Below are 13,259 nucleotides of genomic sequence, written 5' to 3' on the forward strand. Positions count from 1 at the left end.
ACGGCAGGGGGTCAGTCCTTCCCGGGCGAGAGTTCGGCCAGCAGCAGCGTACGGTCGTCCGCGCCCGCGGCGGCCGTGGGGGAGCGCAGCAGCCGCCGGCACAGGGACTGGAGCCGCTGGTCGTCGTCGCCCGGATCGGGTTCGACGGCGGCCGTGTCCAGGGCGCGTGCGAGGCGGGCGATCTCCTGGTCGATGTCGGCGTCGCGGGACTCGACCAGGCCGTCGCTGTAGAGCACCAGCAGGGACGGCTCGTCCACGGTGAGCACGGTGGCCTCGTAGCTGCCCGTGCCCAGCCCCAGGGGCAGCCCCGGGCTGGCCAGCGTCACCGGCGCGGTCCGGCCGTCGGGACCGCGCAGCAAGGGTGGAGGGTGGCCCGCGCCGACCAGCGTGCAGGTGCGCGCGCGGGCGTCCCACTCGGCGTAGACGCAGGTCGCGAAGGAGGCGCCCGGGGTGTCGTAGGCAAGCGCGTCGAGGCGCCGTACGAGATCGGCGGCCGGGATGTCGAAACCCGCCAACGTACGTACGGCGGTGCGCAGTTGGATCATCGCCACGGCGGACTCCGGGCCGTGCCCCATCGCGTCCCCCACGACGAGGCTGACCCGGTCGCCCGGCCGCCGCAGCACGTCGAACCAGTCGCCGCCGATGATGTTGCCCTGTCCGGCGGGCAGACCGGCGTGCGCGACGCGGCAGCCCTCGAACTCGTGGGCGGAGCCGGGCAGCAGGCTGTTGCGGATGGCCAGGGCCGTGCGGCGCTCCCGCTCGTAGCGGCGCGCGTTGTCCAGGGCCGTCGCGACCCGTGCGGCCAGCGCCTCCACGGCCACGACCTCCCCGGTGCTGAAGGGGGCCCGGCCGGGGCCGCGGATGCCCGCGACGAAGCCGATCGCCGTACCGCTCAGCTGCAGCGGGACCACGAAGAAGGACGAGGCGCGCAGCAGCGCGTCGATGCGCGCGTCGCCGTTGCCCGAGGCGATCAGCCGCTCCGAGGTGTGGGCGTCGACGGCGTCGAGCAACTGCGCCTGTCCGTCGGCGAGAGCGCGGGCGTACGGCGTCTCCCGCGGGAAGACGATCACCTCGCCGTCCGGCAGCAGGCCCGCCCAGTCCTCCACCGCGTCCGTCCCCACGCGCAGGGCCAGCCGGCGCGCCTCTATCTGGGGCGGATCCGCGGCCGGGTAGGCGTTCTCCTCGCGCAGCCAGCGCTCCAGCAGATAGACCGAGGCCGCGTCGCAGAATCCGGGCGTGAGCGCGTGCACGACGTGGCTGCCGGTCAGCCGCAGATCCAGCTCCGAGCCGATGACGTCGGCGGCCGGGGAGAAGGCCGAACGCCTGGGCGGGGGCTGGGCGGCGGGGGCGTCGCCGGTGCGGCTGCGCGGTTCGTTCCGCAGGGGTCGTGCCTTTCCGGGTGGGGTGTCCGGGCGCACCGCGAGGAGGGTGGCTCGTCGGGCGTCGTCGGCAACTATATGATGACGCGTCAAGGCCCCTGGTCATAGAGGGAGTTGCAGTGCCGGACAACGCTGGAATGCCACCCGGGACCGATCCCGACAAGGCGAGTGTCGCCCGTATGTACGACGCCATGCTGGGCGGTTCCCACAATTTCGCCATCGACCGCGAGGCCGTCGCGGCCTTCACCGCCATCGATCCGCAGGTGCGCACCCTGGCCCGGGCCAACCGCGCCTTCCTCGGCCGCGCGGTGCGCTTCCTGGTCGACTCCGGGGTGCGGCAGTTCATCGACCTCGGCTCGGGCATCCCCACCCAGGGCAACGTCCACGAGGTGGCGCAGGCCGCCAGCCCCGGCGCCCGGGTCGTCTACGTGGACAACGACCCCGTGGCGGTGGCCCACAGCGCCTCCCTGCTCGCCGACAACCCGGACGCGGACATCGTCGACGGCGACATCCGGCGGCCCGCCGACATCCTGGCCTCGCCGCAGGTGCGCAAGCTGATCGACTTCGGCCGGCCCGTCGCCGTGCTGATGATCACGATCCTGCACTTCGTCTCGCCCGAGGAGAACCCGGCGGGCATCGTGGCGGCCTTCCGTGACGCCCTGCCCGACGGCAGCTGGCTCGCGCTGACCCACGCCACCAACGAGGACCGCCCGGACACGGCCGACGCCGTCGGCAAGCTCTACCGCTCCCGCGCCACCTCGCCCGTCACCGCCCGCTCCCACGACGAGATCCACGGTCTCTTCAACGGCTTCGACCTGGTGCAGCCGGGCCTGGTCTACGTGCCCCTGTGGCGCCCGGACCCGGGCGACCGGATCCCCGACAGGCCCTCGGAGTACTGGGTCTACGCGGGAGTCGGCCGCAAGGGCCCGTGACCGCACGGGAGTTGGGCCTCTCCGGGCCCGGTCCGTCAGTCGCCGCCGAGCCGCTCCGCCAGACAGGCGAGGTAGAGGGCCGTCGTGGCCCGGTGGTCGCGCAGCGGCCGTCCGGTGATCTGCTCGATCTTGTTCATGCGGTAGACCACGGTGTTGCGGTGGATGTGCAGGGCGGCGGAGGCCCGCACGAGGTTGAAGCCGCTCTCGCACCAGGCGGTGATGGTGTCGCGCAGCGCCGGCCAGTCCTGCTGGGCGCGCAGGTCCGCCGTGGTCAGGTCGACCAGGCGGTTGCGCGCCGACTGGCCGGCCGCGGCCAGCACCTGGTGGACCCGTAGATCGGCGATGAGGTGGACGGGCGGACCGCCTGCCGGATGTCCGCCCAGCCGCAGCGCGTCGCAGGCGTCCTGGTACGAGTCGTGCAGACCGACGACGGTGTCGGCCGGTTCACCGACGCCCACCCGGGCGGCGAGACCGTCCTGCGCGGCGATGAGGTCGACGACCCGCCGGCAGTCGGCGACCAGGGATTCGCTCCGGTGCCGCGCGCCGCAGCGGTGCAGGACGCCGATGCGTCCCGGGACCGTGCCGGCGACGATGTCCTGCGGGTCGGCGAAGATCTCGCGGACGGTGCGCAGGAGTTCGGTACGGACCAGCGCGACGTCCTGCGGGGGGAGGCCCCGGCGGCGCGCGGCGGCCTCGGGCACGGTCACCTCGACGACGGCGGCCACCCGCGGCAGCCTGAGGTCGAAGCCGAGTTCCGTGGCACGGAAGAGGAGGAAGTCGTCCTCGACGACCTGGGGGTCGTGGGAGGCGATGTCGGCGAGGAGCTTCTCGGCCGCGCGCTCCGAGAGCAGCCGGGAGCGCAGCATCACGGACTCCCGCAGCAGGATCTCCGTCTGGCGCTTCACCAGCAGCCCGAAGCGGCGCACCTGGGCGGGCGTGCCGGTGATCCCGACCGTGCCCACCGCCTGGCCGCCCGCCACGAGCGGCAGGGTCATGCCCGGGCGTACCCCGCGCAGCCGCTGGGCCTGCGAGGCGTCGTGCGTGGCGGGTTCCTGGGTGCGTACGACCTCCACCGAGGCCTCGTGGAAGCTGCCGACCCGGCTGCTGTCGCCGCTGCCGATGACCATGCCCTCCGCGTCGGTGATGAGCACGTTGAAGCCGATGACGGCGGTGGTGTCGCCGGCGATCTCCTGCGCGAGCGAGGGGCTCAGCACGGGCGGTTCCTCCCCTCGGACGTACGGGCCGGGGATGGACGCACCGTACAGGCGCGGGCGCGACGGCGGCCACAAGTTCGTACGAAGTGAACGATGACGCACCGCGGGGCGATCTCTAGCGTATGGCCCCAATCGAACCCCGCCGGGGGCACATCGCGGTGATCGGCGGGCTCCTTCAGGACGATACGGAAGGCCCATGCCCATGATCCGTGTGCGCTCGCTCGCCGTCGCTCTGTCCGCGCTGATGCTGATGTCCACCGTGGCCGCCTGCGGTGCGGACGGCGACGGCGGCCCGAAGAACGTCTCCGCGAAGACCGCGGCGCTCGGCACGCTGACGCCGGGCGTCATCAAGGTCGCCGTCCAGCCGTACGCGCCCTACACCACCGTGCGGGACGGCAAGATCGTCGGCCTGGACGGCGACATCCTCACCGCCGTCGCCAGGAAGCTGGGCCTGCGGATCGAACCGGAGGTCACGGACTTCGCCGGCATGCTCGCCGGAGTGCAGTCCCGCCGTGTGGACATCACCGTCGGCGGTGTCGCCTGGTCCGCCGAGCGGCAGAAGCAGGGGCTGTTCACCGACCCGCCCTACTACTCGCCGCCGGCGATGGCGGTGCGCGGCGCGAGGACGTACAAGACCGTCGGGGACCTCAAGGGCCTCAGCCTCGGCACCGTCGAGGGCTATGTCTGGGTCAAGTCCATCCAGGCGGTGCCCCGCGCCACGCTGCACGCCTACCCGGACGCCACCGGAGTCTTCGACGACCTCGGCGCCGGCCGTGTCGACGTCGGCTTCCTCGACCCGCTGATCATCATCGCCGCGCAGAAGGAGCGCCCCGAGCTGAAGATCAGGACCGAGTACCCGACGCCGCCGACCGCCGCCGAGGTCAGGGCCAAGCCCGCCTACCAGTACTTCCAGCCCTACCAGACCGGGTTCTACCTGCCCCGGAAGGCCACCGCGCTGGAACGGGCGATCTCCGCGCGGATCGACGCCATGTACGCGAACGGCGAGATGACCAGGCTCGTGCGGAAGTACGGCGGTGATCCGGACCAGTTCCTCAGGCCGTCCCCCGACGTCGCCGCCGCGCGCCGGGGCGTGGACCGGCCGGACGACTGGACCCCGCCGAGCATCGCCGAGTGAGAGGAGAGACCATGTCCGGCCTGTTCCAAGTCCCCTGGTCCGACTACCGGTCCGACCTGCTCGACGCGTTGTGGCGCACCCTCTCCTACACGCTCGTCGGCTTCGTGGGCGCGGTCCTGCTGGGCCTCGCCGTGGCGCTGCTGCGGCTGAACCGGGCCTGGCCCGCCCGGGCCCTCGCCGCCCTCTACACCGAGGTCTTCAAGAACGTCCCGCTCCTCGCCATCATCTTCCTGACCTACTTCGGCCTGGCCTCGGCCGGTGTCCGGCTGGACGTGTTCACCGCCGGCAGCCTCAGCCTGATCGTCTTCTACGCCGCCTACCTCTCCGAGATCTTCCGCGCCGCGATCAGCGGTGTGCCCGCCGGACAGACCGAGGCGGGCCAGGCACTGGGGCTCGGCAGGGCGGGCATCTTCGCCCACGTCGTCCTGCCGCAGGCCGTCCGGCAGGCACTGCCCGGCACCAACACCATGCTGGTGGACCTGCTGAAGTCCACCTCGCTGCTGGTCACCGTGTCCGCCGCCGAGCTGATGTCGGAGGGCCGGCTGATCACCTCGGCCACCTTCCGGGCCCTGGAGGTGTACCTGGTCATCGCGGCCCTCTACTTCGCCCTGTGCTACCCGCTCTCCCAGCTCCTGCTGCTGCTGGAGCGGAAGGTCCACGCGGGCGTCCCCCTGTCCCCGTGGCGGCGGCGCCGGATGCGCGCCGCCCGCGCACTGCTCACCGCCGACCCCGGCGCCGGTACCCCGGCCGACCCGAAGGAGGCGGCCGTATGACCGGGCCCGCCCTCACGGCCGCAGCCGCCCGGCCGGCGCGCACCGAGGCGGTCGTACGCATCGAGGGACTGTGCAAGTCCTTCGACGGCCGCCTGGTGCTCGACCACCTGGACCTGGAGGTCGGCCGCGGCCGCATCGTCAGCGTCATCGGGCAGAGCGGTGGCGGCAAGTCGACCCTGATGCGCTGCGTCAACCTGCTCGAGAGCCCCGACCGGGGAACGGTGGAGGTGGCCGGCGAGGTGGTGCACAGCGGCGGGCGGACCGTCTGCCGCGACCTGCCCGGGCTGCGCCGCACGGTCGGCATGGTCTTCCAGCGCTTCCACCTCTTCCCGCATCTGACGGCGGTGGAGAACGTCGTCCTGGCGCAGCGGAGAGCCGGTGTACCGGAACAGGAGGCACTGGAGCGCGCCGTCACGCTGCTGCGCCGCGTCCGGGTGGCGCACCGCGCTCTCGCGCGGCCGGACCAGCTCTCCGGCGGGGAGCAGCAACGCGTCGCCATCGCACGGGCGCTGGCGCTGCGCCCGGAGGTGCTGCTCTTCGACGAGCCCACCTCCTCCCTCGACCCGGAGGCGACCCGCGAGGTGCTCGGCGTGATGCGCGAACTCGCCGCCGACGGGATGACGATGCTGCTGGTCACCCATGAACTCCCCTTCGCCCGCGAGGTGTCCGACCACGTGGTCTTCGTCGACGGGGGCCGGATCGTGGAGGAGGGGACACCGCGGGACGTCCTCGACCGCCCCGCACAGTCCCGCACCCGGGAGTTCCTCGCCGCGTACGGGCCGGCCTCATGACCGCGCCCGTGGTGGTGCTCGGCGGCGGTGTCGTGGGCCTGTGCACCGCGTACTACCTCGCCGAGGCAGGCGTCGCGGTGGAGGTCGTCGAACGGCGCGGCCTGGGCTCCGGAGCGTCCCGGGGCAACGCCGGCTGGGTCTGCCTGAGCCACTCCACACCGGTCCCGGCGCCCGGAGTCGTCCGGTACGCGCTGCGCTCACTGGGCCGCCCGGACTCGCCCCTGTATCTGCGGCCGCTGCCCGACCCGGCGTTCGCACGGTGGCTGTGGCGGTTCTGGCGCAGCAGCACGCCCGCCGTCTTCCGGCGCGGCTACGCGGCGATCGCCGAGCTGAACCGCACCACCTTCGGCCTCTTCGACGGCCTGCGGGAGGCGGGCGTCGACACCACGCTGACCCGGCCCGGGATGGTGCACGCCTTCCTCTCCGCCGCCGAGGCCCGCCACCATCTCGCCGTGCAACGGGAGATGGCCGACGGCCGCTACCCGCTGCCCGACGACGTCACCACCGGGGACGGGGCCAGGCTGCTGGACGACGCGCTGTCGTCCGGGGTGCGCGCGGCCTACCTCGTCGAAGGGGAGGGGGTCGTCGACCCGGAGGCGTTCGCCCGCGCGCTCGGGCAGGCCCTCACCGCGGCCGGGGTGAAGGTCCACGAGAACGCGGAGGCGGTGGGGTTCAGCACCTCGCGGGACCATGTCACCGCCGTCCGCACGGACGTGGGGGAGATGCCGTGCGACGCCGTGGTGATCGCGGCCGGCGTGCGCTCCTCCGGCCTGCTCGGCGCCCTCGGGCACCGCTTGCCGCTCCAGGCGGGCAAGGGCTACAGCTTCTCGGTCGACCTCGACCCCGCTCCCCGGCACACGCTGTACTTCGGCGAACGCCGGGCGGTCGCCTCGCCGATCGGCGGCACGACACGGATCGGCGGGACGATGGAACTCAGCGGAAACAACAACCGCCTCGACTGGCGCCGCGTCGTCGCCGTCGCCCTCGCCAGCCGCCACTACCTGGGGCGCTGGTTCGACGACCCGGACGACCTGGTCGGTCTGATCCGCGACCCCTGGGTAGGCGGCCGGCCGTTCCTGCCCGACGGCCTCCCCGTCATCGACCGGGTCCCCGGCCACGCCAACGCCTTCGTGGCGACCGGACACGGCATGCTCGGTGTCACGCTCGGCCCGGTCACCGGCCGCACACTGGGCGAGTACGTCCGCACCGGCCGCCGTCCCGGCGCCCTGGCGCCGTTCCGCTTCGACCGGCTGCACCCGCGCGGCGCCTCGGTGTGAGCCCGGCGGGTTCGCGCCGGCCGCCGCCGGCAGGTACCAGGCCGTGGGCCGCGGCCGGCCCGGCCCGGCCCGGTGATCGTCCGACGGCCGGTCTCGGCCATGTCCGGTCTCCTCGGCGTCGGTGGCACTTCGCGTGAGAGGGCTCTCGGGTGGCGCACATCGTGCTGGGGCGGAGGGGGGTGGTCAAGGTGACTCGTTCATCAACTCCCCCAGCGGCAACGCGGATTCACTCGTGACGCGCGCCGGGCGCGCCGTGGTGACGGGAGTGCTCTCCTGGTTCGCGCCGGGCGCATGGTCCGAGGTCGCGTCGGGTCCTGGCCCCGTCGTCGCTCATCTCGCCCCTCCGCAGGGCGGATTGGGGAGGGGCGGTGGTGGGGACGAGGGCACCCGCGGCGGGCGGCCCCACCCGGCCGACGGTTTCCCGTCCCTCGCGCGACGGGGCATCGATCCGGCCGGATCCAGGCCCCTCGTCACAGTGCGGTCTTTGTTGAGGCAGGCACTCTTGACAACATGCGTACTGTTTCGCCAGGTTTGATCCGCGGCGGAGAGCGCGCCGCGGGGGGACGTCACGGGGGGAGCGATCGCCGATGCGATCGACGAACAGGGATCCATATGCTCAATCGGCCTGCGCCGCGGTCGGGACGTCCCTCACGGAGCCTGCGGAAGGGCGGATGATCTGACGTGGACGTCACGATCCACAGAGCCGACGAGCTGACCGCCGCACTGCGGGCGGCATGGCACACGGCGATGGACGAGTCTCCGGAATACGCCAATCCTTTTCTGGCGCCGGAGTTCGCGACCGGGATCGGCAGGTACCGCGCCGGGACACGGATCGCGGTCCTGCGCGAGGGCGGTGAGCCCGTCGGCTTCCTCCCCTACGAGCGCAACGCCTTCGGCGTCGGCCGTGCCGTCGGCCTCGGCCTCTCCGACTGCCAGGCGCTCGTGCACCGCCCCGGATGCACCTGGGACGCCCAGGACCTGCTGAAGGCATGCAGGCTGTCCGTCTTCGAGTTCGACCATCTCGTCGAGGAGCAGAAGCCGTTCGGCCGGTACGCCACGGGCCTGTTCGCCTCCCCCGTCATCGATCTCAAGCCCGACGAGAGCGGGTACGAGCCCTGGCTGCGCGGCGCCTACCCGGGCCTCTCCAAGACCACGCTGAAGAAGGAGCGCCGCCTCGGGCGCGACGTGGGCGAGGTGCGCTTCGAGTTCGACGAGCGTGATCCGCGGATGCTGCGCCGGCTCATGCGGTGGAAGTCCGCGCAGTACCGCAGAACGGGCCGGATGGACCGGTTCGCGCGGCCGTGGATCGTGGACCTCGTGCACCATCTCCACCAGGTCCGCGAGGAGCACTTCACGGGCGTCCTGTCGGTGCTCTACGCCGGTGACCGCCCGGTCGCGGCCCACTTCGGGCCCCGCTCGCGCACGGTGCTGGCCGCCTGGTTCACCGCGTACGACCCCGAGTTCCACCGCTACTCACCCGGACTGATCATGCATCTGCGCACCGCCGAGGCGGCGGCCCGGCACGGCGTGACGCTGCTGGACCTGGGACGCGGCGACAAGGAGTACAAGGACTGGCTGAAGACCCGGGAGCTGCGCGTGGCGGAAGGATTCGCCACCCGGCCCCACCCGGTCGCGGCCGCCCACCAGCTGTGGCGCAGACCCGTGCGGGGGCTGCGGAACACGGTGAACGCCCATCCCGGACTGCGCGCACCCGCCGACCGGCTGCTGAAGACGGTCGGCGCGGTGCGTACGTCGAGACGGCCGGACCCCGGCGCCGAGGGGCCCCGCGCCCGCTGACCGCGCGCCGCCGTCAGCCCGCAGCGAAGTCCTCTCCGTCTGCCCCGCAAGGGTGTAAGCATGTAATGCACGCCCTTGGGCAAGCGGAAAGGTCGACTCGTGGCCACCACACTTTCCGGGCCCGACCGCTCCGGCAGGGAGCAGGCCGCGCTCGACTCCTACTCGCAGACCGTCACGTCGGTCGCCGCCGAGCTCACGCCGAAAGTGGCGGCGGTGAACGTCGCGCACCGCCGCTCCAGGGGAGGATTCGTCAGGGGAAGCGGCTCCGCGGTCGTCTTCACCGACGACGGCTTCCTCCTCACGAACGCCCATGTCGTCGGGCACGCCGACGCCGGGACGGCATCCTTCGCCGACGGCACGACCACCCCCTTCCACGTGATCGGCGCCGACCCGCTCTCCGATCTCGCCGTGGTCCGCGCCGACGGACCCACTCCACCCCCGGCCGCGCTCGGCGAGGCCGACACGCTGCGGGTGGGGCAGCTGGTCGTGGCGGTGGGCAACCCGCTCGGGCTGGCCGGCAGTGTCACCGCCGGTGTCGTCAGCGCGCTGGGCCGGTCGCTGCCGGCCAGTGCGGGCCGGGCCACGCGCGTCATCGACGACGTCGTCCAGACCGACGCCACCCTCCACCCGGGCAGCTCGGGCGGTGCGCTCGCCACGGCCGACGGCAGGGTCGTCGGCATCAGCACGGCCATCGCCGACGTCGGCCTGGGCCTGGCCATCCCGGTCAACGGCACCAGCCGGCAGATCATCGCGGCCCTGCTCTCCGACGGCCGGGTCCGTCGCGCCCATCTCGGTCTCGCCGGCATCCCCGCACCGCTGCCGCCGCCGCTCCAGGCCCGCACCGGCCGGTCCACGGGACTCAGGATCATCGAGGTCGTGCCCGGCTCGCCCGCGGCCCGCGCCGGTCTGCGGGACGGCGATCTGCTGCTCACCGCCGGCGGCACCCCGGTGACCGGTGCCCAGGCACTGCAGCGGCTGATGCTCGAGGACGCCATCGGGCGGCCGCTGTCCCTGACGGCCCTGCGCTCCGGCGCGCTCGTGGACGTCGTCGCGGTGCCCGTGGAGCTGGTCGCGGACGAGTGAGACCGAAGCGGGCGCGCCGGTGGGCGGGACGGCCCTCGGCCGCCCCGCCCACCCGGTGACCCGCATCCGCACTACGCGCCGGCCGGCACCCGGCGGCTCGCGCTGCGGTACGTGGAGATGCTCACGGCCAGCAGCCAGTAGCTGAGGATCGCGCCCATCAGGGCCGTGGTGCCCCAGCCGTTCGCCGCGTAGAAGTGCGCGGGGGTGTTGCCGAAGAACAGGGACGGCACGAAGACGAGGTTGACGGCCGCGAGCACGTAGGCCGACCGTCCCACCCAGCGCGGCAGCAGGTTCGCGCGGCTGACGGCGACGCCCACCGCCGTCAGGAAGAACGCCAGCATCAGCCGGGAGATCGAACCGTAGAGGATGTACGTGCCGTTCACCGCGATGGTCGGGTCGATCCGGTGGTCGGTGGCGATGACCGCGCCCGCCTCCAGCCCGGAGGAGACGAGGGTGATCGTGGCGTAGACGAGTCCGGTGGCGAAGGCGATCGAACCGGCCCATTCGCAGGCGGGGCTCGCGTGCCTGACCAGTTCGCGGAAGGCCGTCACGAACACGACCAGGAAGGCGAGGGCGACGATGCCGATCAGCAGCCGGGCGAGCACGTTCGCGTCCGTCGGCGGGCCCGAGTAGACGAAGTACAACGGCACTTCGACGATGAGCGCGGCCGCGCCGGCGATGCCGGCCGCACCTGTCAGGCGCCGGGCGAAGATCTCGTTCATGGGTGGTCCCCCGAGTCGGTGAGGTGGATGTCCGTGCCGGCGTTCGCCGACACCGGGAATCCTTCCGGCTCAGGGGTCCGGCGTCGCTGGGCCTGGGCACCGGATGCCGGGTGTACCCGGCGACACCCCCTCAGCCCAGGGCCTTGTCCAGATTGAACGCGGCGCTGATGAGCGCGAGATGGGTGAACGCCTGCGGGAAGTTGCCCTGCTGCTCACCGGTGTGGCTGATCTCCTCGGCGTACAGGCCGAGATGGTTGGCGTAGGTGAGCATCTTCTCGAAGGCGAGCCGCGCCTCGTCGACGCGCCCGGCGTGCACCATGGCCTCGACGTACCAGAACGAGCAGATGGAGAAGGTGCCTTCGTCGCCGCGCAGCCCGTCGGGGCTGGTGAGCGGGTCGTAGCGGTAGACCAGGGAGTCGGACACCAGGTCGTGGGTGAGGGCGTCGAGGGTGGACAGCCACTTGGGGTCGGTGGGTGCGATGAACTTCGTCAGGGGCATCATCAGCACGGCCGCGTCCAGGACGTCACCGTCCTCGTGCTGGACGAACGCCTGCCGGGTCTCGGACCAGCCCTTCGTCATGATCCGCCGGTAGATCGTGTCGCGGCACGCGCGCCAGCGGGGCACGTCGGCGGGCAGGCCGCGCCGGTTGGCCATACGGATGGCCCGCTCGATGGCCACCCAGCACATCAGCCGCGAGTACAGGAAGTTCTTGCGCCCGCCGCGCGTCTCCCAGATCCCCTCGTCGGGCTGGTCCCAGTGGGCGCACACCCACTCCACCAGTGCGCACACGTCGTCCCACTGGGCGCTGGAGACGGGCTTGGCCCACTTGTCGTACAGGTAGATCGAGTCGATGAGCGCGCCGTAGATGTCCAGCTGGAGCTGGTCGGCGGCGGCGTTGCCGACCCGGACCGGGGCGGAACCCTGATGCCCCTCCAGATGGCCGAGTTCGGTCTCCGTGAGGTCGGTGCGGCCGTCGATGCCGTACATGATCTGCAGCGGACCGGAGGGCCTGCCGTCACCCGGGCTGACGTGCCGGGTCACGAACTTCATGAACGCCTCGGCCTCGTCGGAGAACCCGAGCCGCAGCAGCGCGTAGACGCAGAAGGCCGCGTCGCGCACCCACACGTAGCGGTAGTCCCAGTTGCGTTCGCCGCCCAGCTGCTCGGGCAGGCTGGTCGTCGGCGCCGCCACGATCGCGCCCGTGGGCGCGTAGGTGAGCAGTTTCAGCGTGAGGGCGGAGCGGTGCACCATCTCCCGCCACCGGCCACGGTACTTGGAGGCGGACAGCCAGCGGCGCCAGTACGCCACCGTGGTCCCGAACTGCTCCTCGGCCTCCGCCTTAGCGCACCGGCGCGGCTCCAGGTCGCCGCCGACCTGGTCCAGCGCGAACACCGCCGTCTCGCCCTCGGAGAGCTTGAAGTCGGCCCGCACGTCCGGCCCTTGGACCTCCAGGGGCACGGTCGAGGTCAGTGCGAGGGACAGTCCGTCGGCCTCGAAGACGGCCACCTCGCCGGCCATGCGCACGGTGTGCGTGCGGGTGCCGTAGTCGAACCGCGGGGCGACGCGGGTGCGGAAGGGGAGGGAGCCGCGTACGCACATCACCCGCCGGATCAGGCGGTGCCGATCCGCCTCCACGTCCCCGCCGTCGACCGGCATGAAGTCCTGCACCTCACCGACGCCGTCCTCGGTGAAGAACCGGGTGATCAGCACGTTCGTGTCCGGGAAGTAGAACTGCTTGGTCCGCGCCGGGACGGAGGCCGCCAGTTCGAAGGACCCGCCGCGCTCCGCGTCCAGGATCGCCCCGAAGATGCTCGGCGCGTCGAAGGCGGGGCAGCAGTACCAGTCGATCGTGCCGTCCGTGCCCACCAGGGCCACGCTGCGCAGATCACCGATCAGTCCGTGTTCCGCGATCGGCAGATAGCGCGGGCCGGACCCGGCAGCGTCCTCGTCGGTCGTTCCTGCACCCATCACAGCCTCCCTGACCCGCCGCGCATCCCGCCCTCAGCCTAGGGCGTGTTGCGACCGGCAGCGTTCGCCGGACGCCGCGAGCTTGCCGGCAGACCCTTCCGGCCACGGCACCGGGCGGATCCGGGCCGGGGAGCGCGGGGAACGCGGCAGGTGGGGCGGCCCGCGCCGGACCGTGGCGGCGCTGGTG

Annotated in this window: 11 protein-coding genes; 7 read left to right on the forward strand and 4 right to left on the reverse strand. The window is 72.6% G+C overall.

Going from position 1 to position 13,259, the window contains the following annotated elements:
• Positions 1 to 11: 11 nt before the first annotated feature.
• Positions 12 to 1,472, reverse strand: coding sequence for a PP2C family protein-serine/threonine phosphatase (locus ACIRPX_RS00275; RefSeq protein ID WP_404187002.1), 1,461 nt, complete (start codon positions 1,470 to 1,472; stop codon positions 12 to 14).
• A gap of 44 nt (positions 1,473 to 1,516) precedes the next feature.
• On the opposite strand from ACIRPX_RS00275, the gene ACIRPX_RS00280 reads away from it, so the two are divergent.
• Entirely contained in the window at positions 1,517 to 2,311 is a 795-nt protein-coding gene (locus ACIRPX_RS00280) for an SAM-dependent methyltransferase (protein ID WP_404187483.1), read from the forward strand.
• A gap of 35 nt (positions 2,312 to 2,346) precedes the next feature.
• On the opposite strand, the gene ACIRPX_RS00285 is transcribed toward ACIRPX_RS00280, so the two are convergent.
• Positions 2,347 to 3,525, reverse strand: a complete 1,179-nt coding sequence (locus tag ACIRPX_RS00285) for a CdaR family transcriptional regulator (protein ID WP_404187003.1) — start codon at positions 3,523 to 3,525, stop codon at positions 2,347 to 2,349.
• Between the two features lie 196 nt (positions 3,526 to 3,721).
• Between ACIRPX_RS00285 and ACIRPX_RS00290 the strand changes: the two genes are divergently transcribed.
• The 6 genes from ACIRPX_RS00290 to ACIRPX_RS00315 all read left to right on the forward strand — a co-directional run bounded on the left by ACIRPX_RS00290 (position 3,722) and on the right by ACIRPX_RS00315 (position 10,381).
• Entirely contained in the window at positions 3,722 to 4,660 is a 939-nt protein-coding gene (locus ACIRPX_RS00290; protein WP_404187004.1) for a substrate-binding periplasmic protein, read from the forward strand.
• 11 nt (positions 4,661 to 4,671) lie between these two features.
• On the forward strand, positions 4,672 to 5,433 hold the full coding sequence (locus tag ACIRPX_RS00295; protein ID WP_404187005.1) for an amino acid ABC transporter permease: 762 nt from the start codon (positions 4,672 to 4,674) through the stop codon (positions 5,431 to 5,433).
• Complete coding sequence (locus ACIRPX_RS00300; protein ID WP_404187006.1) at positions 5,430 to 6,224, forward strand: amino acid ABC transporter ATP-binding protein; 795 nt, start codon at positions 5,430 to 5,432, stop codon at positions 6,222 to 6,224. The genes ACIRPX_RS00295 and ACIRPX_RS00300 overlap by 4 nt, the downstream gene beginning before the upstream one ends.
• Positions 6,221 to 7,501, forward strand: a complete 1,281-nt coding sequence (locus ACIRPX_RS00305; RefSeq protein WP_404187007.1) for an NAD(P)/FAD-dependent oxidoreductase — start codon at positions 6,221 to 6,223, stop codon at positions 7,499 to 7,501. The genes ACIRPX_RS00300 and ACIRPX_RS00305 overlap by 4 nt, the downstream gene beginning before the upstream one ends.
• 681 nt (positions 7,502 to 8,182) lie before the next feature.
• A complete protein-coding gene (locus ACIRPX_RS00310; RefSeq protein WP_404187008.1) occupies positions 8,183 to 9,298 on the forward strand; it encodes a GNAT family N-acetyltransferase in 1,116 nt (371 codons plus the stop codon).
• A gap of 99 nt (positions 9,299 to 9,397) precedes the next feature.
• Positions 9,398 to 10,381 (forward strand): S1C family serine protease, encoded by a 984-nt coding sequence (locus ACIRPX_RS00315; RefSeq protein WP_404187009.1) that lies wholly within the window; start codon positions 9,398 to 9,400, stop codon positions 10,379 to 10,381.
• Between the two features lie 71 nt (positions 10,382 to 10,452).
• Here ACIRPX_RS00315 and ACIRPX_RS00320 read toward each other — a convergent pair whose 3' ends face one another.
• On the reverse strand, positions 10,453 to 11,103 hold the full coding sequence (locus ACIRPX_RS00320; RefSeq protein ID WP_404187010.1) for a hypothetical protein: 651 nt from the start codon (positions 11,101 to 11,103) through the stop codon (positions 10,453 to 10,455).
• A 130-nt stretch (positions 11,104 to 11,233) separates the two neighbouring features.
• Positions 11,234 to 13,072 carry a glycoside hydrolase family 15 protein gene (locus ACIRPX_RS00325; RefSeq protein WP_404187011.1) on the reverse strand — a complete coding sequence of 613 codons (1,839 nt, stop codon included), beginning with the start codon at positions 13,070 to 13,072 and terminating at the stop codon, positions 11,234 to 11,236.
• Between the last annotated feature and the right edge of the window lie 187 nt (positions 13,073 to 13,259).

This window comes from Streptomyces sp. NPDC101225, assembly GCF_044767585.1.
Lineage (GTDB): Bacteria > Actinomycetota > Actinomycetes > Streptomycetales > Streptomycetaceae > Streptomyces.